Consider the following 18,710-nt stretch of genomic DNA (forward strand, 5'->3'; position numbering starts at 1 on the left):
ACGCCCTAGCGGGCTCTCCGGCCCAGGAGCCGGCGCGCCCGACCTACTCACCGGTTGGGCCCGGGGCGTCATCAACTCGTGTAAGTGGTCCTTTAGTTGTGTCCTCGTATATGGCAGCGTCAACTGCTTGTGGGGGCCTCTTCCGTGGCCTTTCAGGGTGTGAACGTCTTGGCCGTGCAGAGGATGGAAGCAACGTCCGGCACGCACCACCGCTGCGGAATTGTCTACGCCGACTTGCCTGGGGCTGGTCTGGTTCACTGGCATCGTCAACTCGGGATCCGGTTCCGATGGGTGACCCGTGGGTGTCCTGTTCGAGCCGACCGGTCTTGGGGGTGTTAACGAGCAGCGAACCAGGAAACAAGTGAGCCGGTAGGGGCTTTTGGCCTCGTCGCAGTTGTCGTGGGCCGGGGTTGGTGGTGGAGGGAACCTCGTGCGGGGAGAGGGTTTCCGGCTTGCAGGAGGTGGGGTGGGCGGCGCGGATAGCCTGCGGGGAAGAGTAAGCGGATAGGCCGGGGCGATGGGCCGGTCACGGTCGGAGCAGGTCGCCGCGGCGATGGCCGCACTGGGGATGTACTTCGCAGGGAGCACTTCCGAGGAGTTCGCCGAGGAAGTGGCTCGGCTTGGCGAGGTGCGTGCTGCTCGGTGTTGTTGCAGGCCGGGGCGGTGGTGGCTGATGGGTGGTTCTGGATGAGGAAGCCTGTCGCGTGGCGTGGGAGCAGTTCGCTGCCGCTGGGGCTGGGCTGGGTGAGGAGTCGGGGAAGCGAGTGGAGTTCATTGGCTGGCGGGTGTTGCGGGCTGGTATCCGGCTGCGGCTGAGGGCGCAGAACGATTGCCGTCGCTGCTCCTCACGGGGGATTGCGAGCACGCGGCAGATCCGCTGGATGCCGAACTTGGCGCGGTTTTCGGCGATGAAGTCCCAGCGGCGGGGGCTCGCTTCACCTCTTGGACGAAGCGCAGGATCTCGCGCTTTGCTGCCGTTCTTTCCCGCCTTCAGCGGCCGGGCATTGTCCGCCCGCGGCCGGGCCGGCTCCTTTGCCTCGCTCCCGCCCGCGTCACGGCGTCCGGGCACGGCCTAAGCGTTGTCCCGCAACTGCGGGTGAGACTGGGCATCGGGGGATCGGCGTGGCTATGGTGCCCGCATGACGGATCAGATAGCTGGCGCAGAAGGCGCCCCGCTGGCTAGGCCGGAACTGCACACGGTGTTGCTGGAACTTGAGCGGGAGTTGGACGCCGATCCCGCCGAAGTCTTCGACCTTCTGGTTCCCCAGCTTGCGCCCGCCGACGGACACACGAAGTTCGCTGTCTACCCGCACTGCCTCACAGCTGTCATGCAGGGTGACTGGTGGTACCGGGGAGAATATCGGGTGAGTGCTGCTCCTAGGGGTGCGAGGGTTTCGTACACGGTGGTCAACGTTGCGCAGGAGCAGCACGAGGGTGGGAATCTCATCAGCAAGAGCACTGTCGCGGCGGCACCCGACGCCTTCGCACGACGCCTCGACGCTCTTGAAGACTCGCTGCGTTGAGGTGACATGATCTCGGGATGGCTGGTGTTCTCACGGCGTCCGAGTCGTCCCGGATAGCTCCCTTCACCGGGCTGAACCCGCGGCAGTTCAGCAAGCTGATCAACGCGCTGCGGCGTGAAGGTGCGGACCCTGTGCGCAAGGGCCGGCCCTGGAGCCTGCCACTGGAGGACCGGGTCCTGCTGGTTGCCACGTACTGGCGCACCAACCTGACCCTGCGACAGCTCCCGCTGCTTTTCGGCGCGTCGAAGTCTGCGGTCGAGCGTATCGTCGATCATCTGGGGCCGTCGCTGGCGCTGAAGCCGCACAAGCGGTTCCGCAGGGACGCGGTGCTGATCGTGGACGGCACTCTCGTGCCGACCCGCGACCACAGCATCGCCGCGCAATCGAAGAGCTACCGGTACTCCGCCAACCACCAGGTGGTCATCGACGCCGACGCGCGGCTGGTTGTCGCGGTAGGCCGACCAGTGCGCGGCAACCGCAACGACTGCAAGGCTTGAGAGTTGTTGGGCGCAAAGGAGGCCGTCGGCACGACCACGGTCATTGCGGATGGCGGCTACCGCGGCACTGGCCTGGTCATCCCGCACCGCCGCGAACTCGGCCGGGTCGAACTGCAGGCTGGGAAAGAGGAGCACAACGCCTCCCACCGCAAGGTCCGTGCCCGCGTCGAGCACGCTTTCGCCCGCATGAAGACCTGGAGGATCCTGCGCGACTGTCGTCTCAAGGGCCAAGGTGTGCATCACCAGGCCATGCTTGGGATCGCCCGTCTGCACAACCTCACCCTCGCATACCGTCACCCGCGGGCCGTGGCCCGAGCGTTCCTGCACGCTGCACTTGTGGTAGGCGGAGTCGTTCGCCGTTTCCGCCCCCGGTGAGGTGCGCGGGGCCCCGAGGCGGACGGTGTGCGGAGCGGCGGTGAACCAGATGCCGGGTCTCGCCCGGGCCGCGCTCGTCGCGAACCCGACGGTGCCGGTGGCGGTCGGGGCAGCCGGCCCCCTTGCTTGCACCTTCCATGGTCGCGACGCACCGCTGTGTCGTGGTGTTCACGAGCCTGGGGTCGGCTCGCTGGGCCAGGGGATGTGCCGCCAGGGGCTCCCTGGGTCGTGGGTGAGGGTCCGGTGCGGGCCGAGTACCGAGCGGTATCTGTGCTCGAATTCCTGTTCACCGCCGCGCAGTACCGCGCCGAGCGCGTACCCCGCGGCGAACTCCTGCCATGAGCCGTAGGTCTCCCGGCACGCTCGACCGGCCCGCAGCACCGCCTGCTGGGCCTCGGTGGGCTCGCAGAAGCGCGCCCCCAGCCCCCACCGTGCGAGGGCCACGGCCTGCCCGGAGTCGTAGCCGTTGACCGACCGCACGAAGCCGTACGGTGGCAGGATTCCGTCTGCCTGGAGCCGTGCCTCGTAGCGCAGGATCCGGCCGATGAGGGACAGCACTGCCGCGGTCTGTGGTTCGGGGGTGCCGGTGTGCCGCAGCGCTGCCTCGGCCGTGCGGTGCCATACCTCGACGGGCGGCGGCGTGCCGTGGGCCTGGGCCAGTTCGGCGCGGATCCTGAGGACGAACTTCGGCTCGGGAGCGGTGGTGACGGCCTTGAGCAGGTGGTCCAGCCGACGCGACCACTGGCCGTGGTGGGTCACGTGCCACCAGTCGCGCAACCGTTCGGTGTCGGTGGGGTAGCTGTCGTAGACGTCCCCCAGGTCGTTCCACAGGACCTGCTCGTGGACCGCGAGGTGGGCGCCGCAGGCCAGCGCGTGGGCCAGCGGGCCGTGCAGCGGGCCGCTGTACCGGGTCAGCAGCTCGTCGTCGCCGTAGCCCGGCCGCGGCGCGCTCTTGGCGATCCGCCGCCACTTCCTGCGGTCCGCCTGCCGGGCGGGGAAGTACATCTCGCCCGGCGTCGCCGGGTTCACCACCAGCCACGCGTCGTCGTCGAGCCAACTGTCGGCGAGCAGCCGCAGGTTGGTAGGGGAGACGACGTGGTCCGGGCGGCGCGGCGGCAACTCGCCGCGGGTGCGCAGTGCGAGGCAGAGCCGACCGGCCGGGTCCCAGTGGGGGACGAAGGTGATGCTGTCCAGGTCGGCGTCCGCGTGCACTTTCAGGACGTCGACGAACATGGCGAAGTCCGCCAGCAGCCGCAGGAAGCCTTCACAGTCGCCGCGGCACTTGGCCGCGTACAGCAGTCGTTCGGCCTCGGTGGGCGGCTGCCACATCCCCCCGAACGTGCGTGTCAGGTCTGCGGTTTCCATGGGAGGCGACTCTACTGAGCCGCCCAACCGCCCAACCGGCGTGGGCAGGTGGGGCGGTGGCCAGGTGGTTCGCTTCGGTCGCCGGGGTTGTGTGCGGTGGCTGTTGCGCCCGGACGCCGTTCGTTGCTGTCCCGGCGGAAAGCGGAAAGCGGAAAGCGGAAAGCGGATGGCGGATGGCGGATGGCGGATGGCGGGACTCGGCGCTGGTGCGGTGGTCAGTGGTTCGTTGGTGTGGTGTGGGGTGTGTCCGTTGGCGGGTCCGGGGTGAGGTGGGCGGCGAACTCCTCGTGCGCGGGGGCTGTGGGCAGTTGGCGGGTGGTGTTGGGGCGCAGGCCGTCGAGGAAGATGCCGACGTGGCGGGTGACCAGTGCGTCGGCTTGCTGCTGTGGGAGGTGGGGCAGGGGGCGGCACACGAGCGCGGTGGTGGTGATCAGGTCCACCGCGGTGACGTCTGGACGTACCGCGTGGTGCTCGCGCGCGGCGGACAGGACCTCTTCGAGGGCGGCTGCGATCTGCCGTTGCAGGTCACGGGCCTGGGGGGCGTTGGTGACGGGGCCGCCGATGAGGGGCAGCACCAGCATCTCCCGGTTGGCCACCAGGTCCAGTATGAACGTCTCCAGGGCGCCCAGCGGGTCGGTTCGCGCGGTTTGTGCCGCGGTGCGGGCGGCGTCGAGGACCACGGTGAAGCCGTCCAGGACGACTTGGGTGATCAGCGCGTCGCGGTCGGGGAATCGCCGGTAGAGGGTGGCGATGTTCACGCCGGCTCGGCGGGCGATCTCGTCCAGCGGTGCGGCGGTGCCCAGTTCGCGGAAGGCGGTGCGGGCGGCGGCCAGGACCTGGGCGCGGTTGCGTGCGGCGTCAGCGCGCAACCGGGGGCGCGTGGTCTTGCCGGGAGGGGTGCTGGCGGTCACCTCGATCACTTTCCCTGTCTGCGCGTGCGGGTGCTCCTGCTGAGACTACGGCAGCATTAAGCGAAGTATTTCCTGCGCTTAGTGGTAGTGTCGAAGGACCGGCCCCTTGCGGCGGAACGGGAGGTTCCCGGCGAGGTGGTGCTCGCGCCACATGGGCTGGTCCCCCCTTGTGGGGAACCGCTCCAGCAGGCGGCTCCCCTTGTGCTTTCGATGCGACGAAGAGGCGAGAAGAGATGACAGCAATGGCAGACACGCGGTTCGCGGGCAAGGCCGCGGTGGTCACCGGTGGCAGCCGGGGAATCGGAGCGGCGGTCGCCGCCCGGCTGGCCAGCGAAGGCGCGGCCGTGGCCATCGGCTACCGGGGCAATCAAGAGGCCGCCGACAAGCTGGTCGCCGCGCTGCGGGCCGACGGCGCGCGGGCGTTCGCGATGCGGGCCGACGTGGCCGACCCCGACCAGACCAAGGCGCTGGTCGAGCAGGCGGTGGCAGAGTTCGGACAGCTTGACGTTCTCGCCTCCTGCGCGGGCATCGAGCACTTCGATGTCTTGGAGAACATCGCCCCGGCCGACTTCGACCGCGTCTTCACCGTCAACACCCGCGGCCAGCTGTTCGCCGTCCAGCACGCCGCATCGCGTATGGGCGAAGGAGGCAGGATCGTTGTGACCTCCTCGGTCAGCGCCTCCCGCGCGGTCTTCGGGCACACCCTGTACGCCGCGTCCAAGGCCGCGGTGGAATCGATGGTCCTCAACCTCTCCGCCGAACTCGGCCAGCGCGGCATCGCCATCAACGCCATCGCGCCCGGTGGCACCGCCACCGACATGGCCGCCGACGTCGCCGACAGGTACCAGCACCCCCAACTGGCCGACAAGGTCTCGCTGACCGACTGGCTGAAGGCCCACGGAGCTCTCGGCCGACTGGCCGAACCTGCGGAGATCGCCGCCGGGTACGCCTTCCTCGCCTCCGACGACGCCGCGTACATGACCGGCCGCACCCTGCAGATCGACGGCGGCTACTTCTAGACGCTCCGCTGGAAGCGCGGTGAGGGGCCGCCGCTCGTCCGCGGCACTGTTGCGGCTGGCCGCGCGGTCCCCGGCGCCCCCCGGGCTCTAATGCCGTGGCCCGTGCGGTCGCGGAGCCGTCTTCGTCGTCCCCGTCCAGGAGCAGGGAACGGGAGTGCAACAGGTTGGCCAGTAGCAGATGCCCGGCGTCAGCCGCACCGAGGGTGAGCAGCCCGGGGTAGGGGGGCGCCTCCCGCGCTGCATGGGCATCCAGCAGGGGCGCTGCGGCGTCCAGAGCCCAGCAGCCGTCGCGCGGCCCGGTGGTGAACGGCGTTATGGGAGAAGTGCCCGGGTCGTTGACGAGCGGGTGCGCGGTGCGGTCGGTGACCTGCGCGCCCCGCGCGGTCGGCAACTCGATGCCGGAAGCGGCCCGTTGGTGGGCGAGCGTGCGCAAGGCGAGGTCGAGCCGGGTGACGCTGAGCGGTTCAGCGGAGGCCTGCGGGGCCTGCTCCAGGCGGGTCGGGCGGGGGTCGATAGCGATCGTCTCCCCGGCCTTGCGGTGACGCTGCTGCAGGATCCGCGTGAGGGTTGCCGCCGTCGTTTCCCGGCTGTTGATCAGCGGACGGTGGGGCGGGGGCTTGAGCTGCTGGTCGGGGATGATCAGGTCGGGGTCGGTGGAATGCCCACCGCCTGGCTGTGGTTGGCCCCTTGTCGAGTTGGAAGGTCTCGGGTACTTCGTGATGTCCCCGAACTCCTTGTCTGCGATCTGCGGCAGGTTGTCCCCGGCCTTGGGGTGATGCTGCAGGATCCGCTTCACGCCGGGGGAGCCGAGCAGTCCGGCCGTCATAGCGCTAACACCCGTGCCGCGATGAGCTCAGGTTCTTGCGGGTAGTGGAGCGTGGCCGATGATGCGCTCGCCCATGGCCGCGGAGGCCCGGACGGCGTCGAAGGCGTAACCGCGCATGGTGTGTTCGTAGTCGCTGACGGCGGTCAGTAGCGGCTTGCCGCCCATCGCGGCCGCGACTAGTTCGGCACCGAGGACTTGGGCGTCGCGCAGGGCGGTGTTGGCGCCGATGCCCAGGGCCGGGCTCATGGCGTGGATGGCGTCGCCGATGACGGTGATGTTCGTGGGCGCCCAGGGCGAGGTGGGGACACTTCTGCGCAATGCCAGCGGTTGCACCGTGTCCAGGGTCCACATCCGGACCAGTTCGACAACGCCGGGATGCCAGGAGGCGATGCGCTTCAGAACGTACCGCCTGAGCGCCTCGGGGTGCGCCTTGGACAACTCCGCGTCGGCGGGCAGGCGGGTGGTGAGGGAGCTGAAGATGCTCAGCGCGAAGTCGTTGCCGACTTCGCAACGGAACGCTTCGTCGCGTTCGGCGACCAACGGCGAGCGCGGGTTGCTGCGTTCGAGCGGGCCGAAGTTGATCATGTCGTGTTGGGAGTCGGAGACCAACGTGAACAGCGAGTACAGCTCGTCCGGGATCTCGCGTTTGGTGGCAGCGGTGAGCGGGATCCTCGCGGCGATGTGGCGTACGCCCCGGTCGATGACGCTGGCGTGGGGGAGGAGTTGGGCGCGAACGGCGGAGTTGATGCCGTTTGCACCGACCAGCACGTCGGCTTCGTCGTTCTCCCCGTTCGACAGGCACACGGTGACACGTGCGCCCGGGTTGTGGCGGTAGCCGATGACCCGGGCGCCGAAGCGCATCCTTTTCTCCAGGCCGGTGTAGAGGATCTTGCGCATCGTCGAACGGTCAGCCACCAGGTGTTCTGGAACGTCTCCGGTGGCCTTGCCGTCCCCGGCGGAGCCGCTGGTGTCGCGGATCAGGCTCGGGTTGAGCTGCTCGTCGAAGTGGCGTATCTGCTGCCGGGGCATACCCGCGGTCGCGACGAACAGCTCCCACAGCCGCGGGTCCAGCACGCTTTTCAGGGCGGTGGTTCCGGTGGAGTTGATGTGCAGCCGGTATCCCGGATTGCGGGTGAGGAGATCGGCGTCGCGTTCGTGGACGACGACGTCCAGGCCGTGGTGGTGAAGATGGCGGGCGAGCGTCATGCCGGCGAGCCCGCCGCCAGCGATGGCGACACGGAAGTCAGACACGGGGAACCCTCCTTGAAGGACGTTGCTTCGCGGGTTGGTTGAGAACCCGGGCACCAGGCCCGGCCCCTGATGCGGGAGTCGGCCTTCGACGGAAGGCCACGGATTGCGATGGAAGGCCACGGGTTGCTCCCTGGCCGCACACGGTCCGCGGTGAAGTACGGCGCACCGGCCCCTACGGCCCCCGGTGGGGCAAGGGCCGGTGCGCCTCTGCGGAAGGGTGCGGTGCGGCCGGGCTTCGCTACGGGCTATTCGGGCAGGGGATTTTGGGCCATGCGCTCCTGGCCGACCCTGGCTGCTTGTCGTACGACGCGGAAGCCGTAGGCGAGCATGTCGCGCTCATAGGCGGCCAGGGCGTCGGCCAGGGCGAGTTGCCCGTCGGCGACCTTCTTCAGGGCACGGCCGAGCAGTGTTCCGTCACGCATCGCGACGTTGGCTCCGCGGCCCAAAGTGGGCGTCATCGCGTGGACGGCGTCTCCGAGGAGCGTGACGTTGGTGGGTGCGTCAAGCGCCGTCGGCACGCTGGTGTACATCTCGACGGGGAAGAAGGAGGTCGGATCCGCGCTGAGGACGAGCTCGGCGGCACCGGTCGGCCAGTCGCGGAGCGTCTCGGCGGCGATCCGGCGAAGTTCCTCGCCTGAGCAGGCGCGCATCGCGCCGTCGGTGTGGGGGAAGAACTCATGGCGACCACCCACGATGCACACGACGTAGTCGTCCTGGTCGCGCATCGGGATCCCGGGAGCGAAGCGTGCCGCGGCCTCGGCGGGAGGGGTCGGGAAGCGGACGGAGCCGAGCCCGAGAAAGACCTTCCGCTCGTCCGAGGCGATGGTGAAGATGTCCTTCAGGGTCTCGGCGGGCACGACGGGCTCAGCTGCCGCCATCGGCAGGCGGCCGTAGAGCGCGGTGACTCCGGCGTCCGCCGTGCCGGCGTGCGGGGCCCGCTGGCGGCGAACGGCCGAGCGGATGCCGTCGGCACCGACCAGTACGTGGCCGTGCGCCCGCGAACCGTCGGTGAAGTACGCGGTCACCCCGTCGGCGGAGCTCTGGTAATGACTGAGGGTCTTTCCGAAACGCATCGCGTCTTCGAGGCCTGCGAGCATGATCTGACGCAAAGTCGCACGGTCGACGTTGGCGTGCGGGGCTGGACCGTCGTGGGCGGCCCAGACCTCTTCACCGTGTTCGCCCCGCGCCGGGAGGCGTTTGATGACGGACAGGTCGGTCCCCAGGATCGTGGTGAAGGCCTCGGTGTACTGCGCTGTCGCGTCGAACACCGCGTGGAGGTCCGCCGGTAGGACTTCCCGGGCGGCGCCCAGGGCGTCGGCGTCCAGGTGCAGGCGGTAGCCCTGAGGCCGGTCCCACGGGCTGGCGTCGCGTTCGAAGACGGCGACGTCGATTTTGTGGTTGCGCAGCGACTGGGCGAGAGTGAGGCCGCCGAGCCCGGCACCGGCGATGAGAACCTTCAGTTCAGACATGTCCAACACGGCCGTCCCTTGTTCGAAGTTCGACAAAGGACGTACGGGTGGCCTGACCAGGCTCTTGCACGAACACCGAGGCGTCACCCGGACTACCTACCGGGCAGTGGCTTTCGTACGTCGCCCGCAACGTAACGCCCTGCCGCTGCGTTGTGCAAGCCCATGCCGACGTGGGATCGGGCGAACTACTACGCCGGCCACGCACGGTGCCCGGCCTCGTCCACGGCGTTCACCACGGGTCCGCGCAACCGGTACCCCAGCCTCCGACCATCGCGAACAGGCAGGAGCCCGCCAGTGTGCCGCCTCACCTATGTCGGCTGATGCACCGTCACCCAGGACCAGATCCTCGCTGTCCCAGTCGGCCTAAAGGCCGATCGGTCACGCGCCTTCTCCGGACTCCGGCGGGACAACGCCCACCACTCGCCCGTCGGTCAGTCGGCAGTTCATCTCCTGCGCAGGAGCCGTGATGGCTCCGTCCGTCCTTGGCCGACCGGCCGACTGCATCACCCCATTGCCTGGGACAACGAACGCGACACGCGATCGGCTTCGACTCGACCGGGCGATGTCCGGGCTGAAGCCAGCCCCATTTTGACGACAGCCGACAATAAAGTCAGTAGCCTGCCGTGCGCATTCCGGCACGAGGCGGCCACACCGGTGGCGCTGACCCTGCTCGACCGGATCCGCACCCCGCCCGCGCTCGCTTTCCAGATGCTCACCGTGGTCGAAACCCCTCGATCCTCGAAGCAACCATGGCCTGCGACTAGCCCGGGCCCGTTGGCGAGCACCAGCGGGCAGCTCGACAGCATTGACCACACCCTCCTGCACCTCGCGGTCGACCAGCAAATTCACCTGAGACGCAGCGGTGACCTGGACGGAAGTGGCCTGCGGATCACTGAGTCCGTTGCACGCACCGACCGAACCGAGCTGGTTGCGGTCAACGCACCCACAGTGCGGCACGCGCACCTGAACCCTCAACAGCCCCGCCCGGACCGGCTTCTGAAACAGCACAGAACACCGCGTGGGACGCCTTGCGCGCAGGCGCGCAGGGACGTGGTCTTCCAAGCGCACGACGCTGTACTGCACCAGGAGCTGGACCCACCGAAGGCAGGCAAGTGAGTGGATGTCACCTACGCCAGATCGGCCAGGACGTGATGCCGTTATTACCGAGGGAACCCACAGCCGTGAGAAAGCCCAGCGACGAAGGCATAGCAATCGGCCGCCACAGGCCAAGACGTGAGCAGGCGAACACGCGCATGCTGGTGGCTTTGTTCCCGAGAACCGACAGCACCAGCACATGAGATCGGGAGGTGTCGACAAAGCGGCATCTTCGATGTTCATGAAAAGCGACAGCGCCCGCCAGCGCGCCTCGTTGCCGCAGGATCCCGCCCCGGAAAGCCGCGATGAGGCCCCAAGTAGCTGTGCCCAGCCGACTCTTGGCATCCGGCCACGGAGCCTCCGCGAAAACCCGTTGGCGGCCACCGCTGCCACTGCTAGCCTTCCGTCAGGCCGTGCGAGAGAACGAGGAGGTGGTACCCGTGAACGCAGTATCGACATGGGTGCTCCCCTCCGGGGTCACGGTCGGGCGATAGGTCGTCCGGGAGCACCGTTCCGGTGCACTCCCGAAAGGCACGACCATGCATTTCACCTCTGAACCACGTCTCGCCGACGGCGTCCTCGAGCGCGAATTCACCCTCGGCGAAATCCCCGGCATCTTGTGGACACCTGAATCAGCATCCGCGTCCGCACCCGTCCCGCTGGTTCTGCTCGGCCACCCCCCGCTCGGACTGCACAAGATGTACCCCCGGCTGGTGGCCCGGGCCCAACGCGCCGCAGCGGATGGCTTCGCCGCGGCCACCATCGAACTCCCCGGAAGCGGTGAGCGACCCCGTTCCGCCACCGCCGACCAGGCCCGCGCCGACCTGCGCCGGGCTAGGGAGGCCGGCGAGCCGGTCGACGAGGAGATCGTGGACCGGCTCGTTCTCCCGCTGGTCGACAAGTCGGTCCCGGAATGGCAGGACGCCCTGGACGCCCTGCTGTCGCTGCCCGAGATCGAAGGCCCGGTCGGGTACTCGGGGGGAGTGATCTCCATCGGGATCCGGCTGGCGGTGGTGGAGCCCCGTATCTCGGCCGCCGTTCTGTTCGCCGGGACTGTGGTGCCTCGCGCCCTGTTCGAGGAGGCCCGGCAGGTCACCATTCCGCTGCACGTCCTGCTGCAGTGGGACGATGAAGCCAACGACCGGCAAGCGGCCCTGGCCCTGTTCGACGCCTTCGGCTCCAAGGAGAAGACCCTGCACGCCAACATGGGCGGGCACACCGGCGTCCCGCAGTTCGCAGGGGACGCCGCGGCCCGGTTCCTCGCCCGGCACCTGAAGTGAGGCCGGAATGTCAGGCCACCAGCAGACGGTAAGCCGAGTTGGCCAGGCCGCTCCTCATCCAGGGCAGGCCCCGGCGCTGCCTTGATGTTCATGCCGCGGGCCCTGCCAACTCGGCAGGGCCCGCGCTGCCCGAAGCCATGAACTGTTCGATTCTGCAGTGCCTCGGGTGCTACCCCATCTCGTGTCCCAGGGCTGTCAGTCCTCGCGAACAAAGCCATGCTGATAACCCCCAAACTGACGCTATCCCCGTAGCACACATGTGGTCAGGACCACAACAGCGGTCCACCCCGCAGCCAGACAGTGCGCAACCCCATGAGCCACCCCCGGACTTGGCAACAGCGTCAACCCTCACCTGTACCACCGAGATGGTCCTGCTCAACCCCGATGCCTGTCTGTACGTCGCTATGTCCATCGCATGCCGATCGAGGACAGTTGCCCGATCCGTTCCGGCGACAGCGTCGTGGCTCGGGAGCGTTGGTTGCTCACCCAGGCTCCAAGCCGGAACTGCAGTTCCCATCCGTCCTCGGAGAGTACGGTCTCGACGTGCTTGCGGGGTACGTTCAAGTGTCCTTCGCACTGGTAGTACTGGGCGGCGGTGAGGTTTGGCAGCCCACTTGTCGGCTGCGTATGGCGCGGGCGCGGTTTCTCGTCTTCGGCGGCGGGTTCGATCCCGAGGATGTGTTCGCACATCCACTGCTGTACGCCGGTGAGCTTGCCCCAGCCGAGGCGGTGTCCCCGGACCCACCGGCCCAGGTCCTCGCCTTGGTGCACGCCGGCGCCCGCCGACGTGGGCAGCGCGCCGCCAGCCTCCAGGTGCTGCCGGGATGAGGTGGGCTGCCACTCCACTGGCCAGCCTCCGGCCATCACGTCGAAGTGTGGCTGCACGGGGTCCAGTCCCGTCCGGCTCACCCCACCGAGGGCGGAGAAGAGCCCCGGCGTGACGAGCAAGACCGCACAGTTACGAACTACGACTTCCGGCGCGTCACGGCCTGGCTCTGCGGGGTTCACCTGTCCGGGCAGCCCGCACCGCTGCCGCCTGCCGGCTCCGCCACCCCCGTGGTCGGGTTCGGTATGCCATCCCGGCGAGGGTTCGTCAATTCGGCAATTTGATGCCGATTTGGCAATCGATGGGGGTAGGGTGGTGGGTATGGCTATGAGCACGGAAGACCTCTTGCGGCTCACGGTGACCGCGCTGCTCGCCCGAACCGGCGAGTCGCAGTCGGACCTGGCTGCCGGGGTGGGTCTGTCGCCCACGCAGATCAGCCGTAAGCAGAAGGGGGATCGGTCGTGGTCGTTGGACGACTGCGATCGGTTGGCCGCTCACTATGGCATGTCGGTGCTCGATCTGCTGGCGGGCCCGACGCACGCTGCTGCGAAGCTGCCTGCTGACCGGGTCAGTGTCAGGCTCAGCGGCGCACAGGCCATGTTGACGGTCCCCTCCACCAGCTCTACCCCGGCGCCTCCGACAACCGCCCCGACCTCGACTTTGACTGCGGTGCCCGCTCCGGCCGCGGTGGAGTCTCCCGCCCGGCCCGCTGCAGTTCCGGCCCCCACCCCCACTCCCACCCCCACTCCCACCCCTGCCCCTGCTCCGGCCGCGCCAGAACCCGCAGCGCCCGAGCCTGTCGCGCCGGACCGTGACGTCGGGCAGGGCAAGTACGTGGCGGCGCAGGCGGCAGCCGGTCGCACGCATCACCGGGGAGAGGTGGCAGGGGACGAACGGGCCCAGCAAGCCCACACGATGACCTCCCGAACACCCTGTCCTGGACAGCTTCTCTCGGGGGCGTACGCCAGGAGGCCCGACCCGTTCGGGAACGGATCGGTTAATGGACGCCCTCTCCCGACGAGTGTTCAGCAGCCATGCTGCAGCTGAACCGTGCAGGAAGATACCCAAGTCCACGTCGGCCTCGACCTTCGGCCGGGCACTCTCACCCTCACTCACTCCGGCAAGGACTTCGCGGCGTACCACGCTATGGTGGAGTTCGCCTCTGTCCACGCGAAGCCGTGGGTAGCGCAGGAGGTCAAGTTCTCGGCCAAGGGGCCGGACGGCAAGTCCGTGGCATTGACCATGGATCTCCTCAATGACGCCTGCGACGGCCCCCGAGCTGGAATACCTGCCGCGGTCTGGAAGGTCGTGGCCCTGGCCGCGACCTCCGCCGGAGACGTCGGCATCACCTACGCGGCTCCTGGCCGCGCCTGTTAAGGCGCCCGGGTACAGGTGGAGAAGCTGCCGCGCTGGGGCGGGGTCCCTAGACCCAGTCGCCGAGCACACCTTCGGCGCGCGCTGGTCGTGGAAGGCGTATCCGCTCGACGAGTACGAGTAGCTCAAGCACTGACCAGGAGAACGAACGAGCGGGCCCCGGATGAATCCGGGGCCCGCTCCTGCTTCCTAAGGAGGACGGAGTGGAACAAGATCCCCGGATCCACCGGCTCTCCGAGCTGGTGGACGCGCTAATCGCCGAATTCGAGAAGGAAGTTGGCCGTCCACCGACGGACGTAGAGGATCTCCGCGCCGCCGTGCGGGACGTGAGCGAGAGCCTGCAGAGGGCTCGACGCCAAGGGCTCCAAGCCCTCATCAACGAGCGCATCAATGCCGCTGCACATGCCCGGCGGGCACCCCGACGGGGCGATCGTTGACGGCCAAGATCATTCCCTACAGGTAACGCCGTACGGACACCAGGGCACCCGCAGCCGTTGGAGCTGGCTGCGGGCCCTGTTCGACTGTAGGGGGCTCAGGCGACGGCCGGATCGTCGGGTGAGGGGGGCGCCCCCTGTGGGAGTGTCAGCTGCGGTGCGATGTCTGGCGTGTCGAGGGTTCCGAGCGGCAGCAGTGCCATCTGCTCCGGCCCGTAGGGCTGCTTCTGCCCGGCGGTGCTCAGCAGCCGGTCGGCCTCTATCAGCGTCTGGCTGACGGCGAACCGTAGCTGCCGCCTTTGCTTGGACAGCGCCAAGCTGGCCATCAGGTCGAGAACGTAGTGGGGCAGCCGATCGCGGCCTTCGAGACAGACGCGCTGCACGGCGGCCTCGTACATCTTCAACTCGCCGGGAACGGTACGGTGCGTCAGGCGGATCGCGCCGTACAAGTCCGTCACCATGCTGCGGTACGCCTTCGCCAGCAGGCCCTGAGCCTGGCGGACGCGCCGAGGGCTGCGGGCGCTGTCTTGGCTACGGTAAGCCTTCACGGCCACGGTCAACTTGGCCAGACTCTCTTCGATGCGCTGGGGCACCGTCGGCTCGCGCAGGGCGCCGTTTGCCCGGTCTCGCCTGGCCTGCTGCAGAAGTCGGGCGACCTCGAAGGCGCCGTTGGGATCCAGCGGCAACAGGATTTTGAACCACGCCTCCAGGCTGGTGACCGAGGCGACGCCGCAGCCGGCGAGGAACTCCTTGAGGATGCGCGGTGTCAGCGGGCGACGCCCGCGCAGCATCGCCCCATAGCTGGTGTGGGAGTAGCCGGGCGCGCGGTAGGACAGGGCTCGCAGGCTCAGCCCCTGAAAGCGGAGCAGGGCGTACAGCAGGTCGCGGAGTTCGTCGAGGCTGGCCACGGTCGGCGGTGGTGTGATCTTGCCGGTCTTAGCCCACCGTTCCAGCGTTGCGCCGTGCCCGGCGTTCGTGTCGGAGACGGCGGTCAGCCGCAGGCGCTGCCATCGCGATTGCCACCGCGCCGGGTCGCCGCCGCAGGCGGTGACATAGCCAGCCACGGCACTCCAGCTAGGCCGGTGCTTCCCGCTGTGCGCTTTGGACAGCGTGGCGGGCGAGACTCCGCAGCGCTTCGCCATCTGTTCAAGCGGTGGACTTCCCGCCTTCGTCCACAGGGCGCGCAGGTCGCGGGCGAAGGCGACCAACGGATCCGCAGAGTCCGGAAGGGGGTTCATGGGACGGGCCACGGCGCTCTCCTTTCCCGAGCCCGATGGGCCGGGGCGCCGACAAGATCGGTGCCCCGGCAAGGGACGGGTCAGGTCAGGCGCTTGCGTAGCTTGCCCGCGAGCGCACCGCCCGCGCCAAGGACGGCCAGGGCCTCATCCAGCGACATTCCGCGCGCCAGCAGGACGATCAGCGTGGTCAGGATGACGACCAGGACGAGTAACCCGGATAGGTCGACCGCCGTGATGGCGGCGCGGACAGACGCGGACAGCCCGCACCCCGCGGAGGGGACGGGCTCAGGAAGCAGGGACGACAAGGCGAGGATCTCCTCACACTGGGCGAACGGTCTGAAGATGTGGTCTGGACAATCGCCTCAACTACGTTGAGACGTACGGGACTTCACCGCACATCGGTTGCAGCCGATGCAGGCAGGAAGCCACGTTACCCACCCGAACGCCCCTCCACTCGCCGCCAGTTGCATCTGGAGACAACGCCTAAATAAAGGTCCCGCCTTTTATTTAGTGAGTGGCGCAGAATTCTTTAGACCCTGGTGCGCCGGTCGTCTAAAAAACGCGGAATTCTCGCGGCCCATCCATCATAGCCGCAGGTCAGGACCGGTCATTCTTTCGCCCCTGTACACAGCTGGACCCAGGTTCTTGTACCTTTCTGAGCACCCAGGGAATCTGGACGGCGTCACACACGGGCGTGTCCGCGGACACGCGGACGCCCACGGCGCAGGTCTATTGGTCTGGACAGGCACCGAGGGACAACCGGCGGCATCCCTGTTGCAGCGGGGCGGCCCCAAGTGGCCAAGGCCGAAGGGCCCGCCACTGAACTTGGTTTCGCTGGCGCGATGAGGACTCTCGGGCACAGCGAGATAGGGCACAAGAGCGGGGCCCCGGACGATTCGTCCTGGGCCCCGTCGCTTTCCCTGGCGCTGGCCGGGCTGGAGGGCATCGTCGATCTGCGCTGACCAGACGATTGTGGATAACTCCTGGGCCGTGTGCGGCTGGCCGGGAGCTTCACTGCACCGGCGCTCAACGCAAAAGAGGGGGACCACCTCGGTGGTTCCCCTCTTCGCTGCCTCCCTGACCCGCTACGTCAGCGGTGTGGCCTTACGTGGTGCGGGCAGCCGCGGCAGCAGCTCCCACAGCGGGCGGGAGCCCGCCGCCCATGTGGCCAGCAGGCGCCGGTCCACCAGGTGCAGCTTTTGGGACTTCGCCAGCGGGGCGCACTTCGAGGTGAAACGGCCGTTGGTTACCAAGACCACCACGTCGGCGCCGTGCAACTGCCGGGCTGTGCCGTTGAGTACGTGCAGGTCCGGGGTCCCCACGGGGGATCCGGCGTCCCCGTTGCGGCGATGCTTGCACTGGATCACCCAACGCCGCCCGAGCGGATCGGTGGCCTTGACGTCCGCCCCGTTGTCTCCAGCTCCGCCGACCTGGACCGCGTCCGCACAGCCGTCTCGCCGCATCAGGTGGCGTATCGCGTGCTCGAACTGGCGGTGATGGAGTGCGTCGAGCTGTGGAAGCCCGTACCGCAGGCCGTTGATGCGCACCCCTCCCACTGCGCCCGCTGCAGCACCCGGTACAGCCAGACCCCGCCAGCACCAGCGGCTATGACTGCCAGGACGACGAGATCCACCAGTTCGCCAGCAGCCACTCGATCACGGCGAGCGCGATACCGACGACCACCAGGCCCACGGCCCACTCGCCACCACCACGGCGCCGGGCCGGTGGCCGGCGGCTCACCGCCCACTCCCCGGATGCGCCGGGGCAGTCACCTGAGTGCGTACCGCGGGTGCGTTCGGCGTGGTGACCGTCACGTGCACGTGCCCAGCCGTCAGCGCCCAGGCCGCTAAAACCACCCCGGCCAGGATCGATAACTCCCGCTTCGCTCCCGGTGCCGAGCGTGAATGCGCCCGCACCTGGGTTCCGTCCTTGCGTGTGTAGCTGTCTATGAACGGCACCGACGCCCCTCCCTAAAACTGTTCGACGTACCCCCGTGCCAACCAACGAGTGCAGCAGACACCACTGACAAACCAGTCAGAAAATCGAAGGAGTGTTCTGCCAGTGTCAGGCGGCGAGCGCGGCCCGTAGCCCTTCGTGTGCGGGGACGGACACTCCAATCGCATCGAGCCCGACCCGCAAGACCATGGGCAGACCGCCACCGTCGGGCAGCTGGCGGCAGACCAGCGCCCACACCGAGCTGAACAGGGCCACCAGCTGAGCCAACATCGCGTCCTGGCTGGGACCCACGCCCATCCCATCCGGGACGATGGCCACAACGACCGAACGGAACTCCTCGCGGGCTCGGGTCATCTCCTCGGTGGTCACCATCGCCTCGCCATTGAGCAACTGCTGCACGGCCAGGTCGACCAGCCCATGACCCGACGTGCCGCTCAGCTCGATCAGCCCACGGCCGAACAGCCACCCGAACCCGGCCATCACCGCCATCTCGTCCGGCGACTCGGACGCCAACCCCAACGCGACTGCCCCCATCTGGGCCGTCTCATCGTCGGGCGGCTCCGCGAAAGCGGACCACATGCGGATCAGCATCTCGTTCAGCGGATTGTCCGGGACCTCACACCCGGCAGCCCGCAGCCGAGCCCGCATCCGCTGCGTTACCCGCCGACCAGAGTGCCGCTGTCCGTCGATGATCCGCACCATCGCCTCGGCCCGCTCGAAGGCCGGATCCAACCGCAGATCCTCCGGAACCGGGCTCGCGGCCATCTCCTGCTCCAGCTCCGCCAGCACCGTCTCCAACAACGTCCGCGTGCTGTGCCGCATGGCGCGAGCCAACACCGAGGGCTTCACCGGAGCCCCGTCCATCCACGCCAGCACGGCCAAGTCCGCCCAGCCACGGCCACGCCGCGCCCGCCGACCCAGAGCGGTCGCCAACTCCACACTGCCCTCCGGCAACGAGCACGCGCTGCCGTACCTGCCCTGCCACGTGCGCGTCGCCTGCGGCAGCAAGTCCCACTGCCGCCACCGCTCCAGCTGCGCGGCGCTCACCGCCACCCCGGCCACGCTGACCGCGGCCACTAACTCTCGATCCGCCTTACTCGGCATGCTCCTCGGCATGCAAACGACGGTACGACCGGCCACTGACATTCGGGGCGCCCACAACGCGGGGGTCCAACTCCCCTGCACCCCGCGTTGTTGACCTCCGAACGTCGAACCCCCGCCTCCTACCGTCGAAAGCAGGGTCGTCAACCGACCGCCCGACACAGCCCATG

At 68.4% G+C, this 18,710-nt stretch carries 14 protein-coding genes and 2 pseudogenes; 7 read left to right on the forward strand and 9 right to left on the reverse strand.

Annotated elements, in window-relative coordinates; genetic code table 11:
- The first annotated feature begins 677 nt into the window (after nt 1–677).
- The 3 genes and pseudogenes from NON19_RS33770 (at nt 678) to NON19_RS22670 (ending at nt 2,395) form a co-directional block, all read left to right on the forward strand.
- Nucleotides 678–1,076, forward strand: coding sequence for a DUF6245 family protein (locus tag NON19_RS33770; protein ID WP_372514238.1), 399 nt, complete (start codon nt 678–680; stop codon nt 1,074–1,076).
- A 63-nt stretch (nt 1,077–1,139) separates the two neighbouring features.
- On the forward strand, nt 1,140–1,523 hold the full coding sequence (locus tag NON19_RS22665; protein ID WP_255930736.1) for a hypothetical protein: 384 nt from the start codon (nt 1,140–1,142) through the stop codon (nt 1,521–1,523).
- A gap of 17 nt (nt 1,524–1,540) precedes the next feature.
- Nucleotides 1,541–2,395: pseudogene (locus NON19_RS22670) on the forward strand (transposase).
- 168 nt (nt 2,396–2,563) lie between these two features.
- Here NON19_RS22670 and NON19_RS22675 read toward each other — a convergent pair.
- The gene (locus tag NON19_RS22675; RefSeq protein WP_255930738.1) at nt 2,564–3,760 is read right to left on the reverse strand and encodes a DUF1266 domain-containing protein; all 1,197 of its coding nucleotides are present in this window, start codon (nt 3,758–3,760) and stop codon (nt 2,564–2,566) included.
- Between the two features lie 215 nt (nt 3,761–3,975).
- Nucleotides 3,976–4,671 (reverse strand): TetR/AcrR family transcriptional regulator, encoded by a 696-nt coding sequence (locus NON19_RS22680; RefSeq protein WP_255930739.1) that lies wholly within the window; start codon nt 4,669–4,671, stop codon nt 3,976–3,978.
- 242 nt (nt 4,672–4,913) lie between these two features.
- On the opposite strand from NON19_RS22680, the gene NON19_RS22685 reads away from it, so the two are divergent.
- The gene (locus NON19_RS22685; RefSeq protein WP_255930741.1) at nt 4,914–5,690 is read left to right on the forward strand and encodes an SDR family NAD(P)-dependent oxidoreductase; all 777 of its coding nucleotides are present in this window, start codon (nt 4,914–4,916) and stop codon (nt 5,688–5,690) included.
- A gap of 853 nt (nt 5,691–6,543) precedes the next feature.
- Here the strand turns inward: NON19_RS22685 and NON19_RS22690 are convergent.
- Both NON19_RS22690 and NON19_RS22695 read right to left on the reverse strand, forming a co-directional pair.
- Nucleotides 6,544–7,767, reverse strand: a complete 1,224-nt coding sequence (locus NON19_RS22690; protein WP_255930742.1) for an FAD-dependent oxidoreductase — start codon at nt 7,765–7,767, stop codon at nt 6,544–6,546.
- Nucleotides 7,768–8,012: 245 nt separating this feature from the next.
- Complete coding sequence (locus tag NON19_RS22695; protein ID WP_255930743.1) at nt 8,013–9,236, reverse strand: FAD-dependent oxidoreductase; 1,224 nt, start codon at nt 9,234–9,236, stop codon at nt 8,013–8,015.
- A 654-nt stretch (nt 9,237–9,890) separates the two neighbouring features.
- Between NON19_RS22695 and NON19_RS22700 the strand changes: the two genes are divergently transcribed.
- Nucleotides 9,891–10,352, forward strand: coding sequence for a DUF2399 domain-containing protein (locus NON19_RS22700; protein ID WP_255930744.1), 462 nt, complete (start codon nt 9,891–9,893; stop codon nt 10,350–10,352).
- A 518-nt stretch (nt 10,353–10,870) separates the two neighbouring features.
- Nucleotides 10,871–11,611, forward strand: coding sequence for a dienelactone hydrolase family protein (locus NON19_RS22705; protein WP_255930745.1), 741 nt, complete (start codon nt 10,871–10,873; stop codon nt 11,609–11,611).
- Between the two features lie 402 nt (nt 11,612–12,013).
- Here NON19_RS22705 and NON19_RS22710 read toward each other — a convergent pair whose 3' ends face one another.
- A complete protein-coding gene (locus NON19_RS22710) occupies nt 12,014–12,520 on the reverse strand; it encodes a helicase associated domain-containing protein (RefSeq protein WP_308213716.1) in 507 nt (168 codons plus the stop codon).
- Nucleotides 12,521–13,487: 967 nt separating this feature from the next.
- Between NON19_RS22710 and NON19_RS22720 the strand changes: the two genes are divergently transcribed.
- The gene (locus NON19_RS22720) at nt 13,488–13,814 is read left to right on the forward strand and encodes a hypothetical protein (RefSeq protein WP_255930746.1); all 327 of its coding nucleotides are present in this window, start codon (nt 13,488–13,490) and stop codon (nt 13,812–13,814) included.
- A gap of 529 nt (nt 13,815–14,343) precedes the next feature.
- Here the strand turns inward: NON19_RS22720 and NON19_RS22725 are convergent.
- From NON19_RS22725 to NON19_RS22740, 4 genes and pseudogenes are all read right to left on the reverse strand, one after another.
- Nucleotides 14,344–15,453, reverse strand: a complete 1,110-nt coding sequence (locus NON19_RS22725) for a helix-turn-helix domain-containing protein (RefSeq protein ID WP_255930747.1) — start codon at nt 15,451–15,453, stop codon at nt 14,344–14,346.
- Nucleotides 15,454–15,563: 110 nt separating this feature from the next.
- Nucleotides 15,564–15,788: a hypothetical protein gene (locus NON19_RS22730; RefSeq protein WP_255930748.1), complete on the reverse strand. Its 225-nt coding sequence runs from the start codon at nt 15,786–15,788 to the stop codon at nt 15,564–15,566.
- Nucleotides 15,789–16,568: 780 nt separating this feature from the next.
- Nucleotides 16,569–17,175: pseudogene (locus NON19_RS22735) on the reverse strand (restriction endonuclease).
- Nucleotides 17,176–17,547: 372 nt separating this feature from the next.
- On the reverse strand, nt 17,548–18,555 hold the full coding sequence (locus NON19_RS22740; protein ID WP_255930749.1) for a hypothetical protein: 1,008 nt from the start codon (nt 18,553–18,555) through the stop codon (nt 17,548–17,550).
- Nucleotides 18,556–18,710 lie beyond the last annotated feature (155 nt).

The sequence above is a fragment of the Streptantibioticus rubrisoli genome (assembly GCF_024436055.1).
GTDB classification, from domain to species: Bacteria; Actinomycetota; Actinomycetes; order Streptomycetales; family Streptomycetaceae; genus Streptantibioticus_A; species Streptantibioticus_A rubrisoli.